Source organism: Staphylococcus pasteuri, assembly GCF_030547725.1.
Classification (GTDB): Bacteria; Bacillota; Bacilli; order Staphylococcales; family Staphylococcaceae; genus Staphylococcus; species Staphylococcus pasteuri.
Window position 1 is genome coordinate 1 of the sequence record NZ_JAUOQO010001156.1, and the last position, 228, is coordinate 228.

Sequence of the window (228 nt, forward strand, 5' to 3'; positions counted from 1 at the left end):
GGTGCATTCCGTTGCGGGTCCATAGGTTTCGGTCAGGCCATAAACTTGGGTGATATTGAAACCCATTGGTTCGATCTTGGCCAGAATTGCCGGGGCTGGCGGGGCGCCTGCGGTGAAAACTTCTACAGTGTGATCAAATTCGCGCCGGTCTGATTCGACTGCGTTGATCAGCAGGTTCAGCACAATCGGTGCACCGCCAAAATGGGTCACGCCTTCGTCGGCTATGGC

General features: G+C 55.7%; 1 protein-coding gene. It reads right to left on the reverse strand.

Features of this window, described 5'->3' with window-relative positions:
* A partial coding sequence (locus tag Q4528_RS16745) for an AMP-binding protein (protein WP_303522945.1) occupies positions 1 to 225 on the reverse strand: 225 nt, incomplete at its 3' end.
* Positions 226 to 228: the final 3 nt, after the last annotated feature.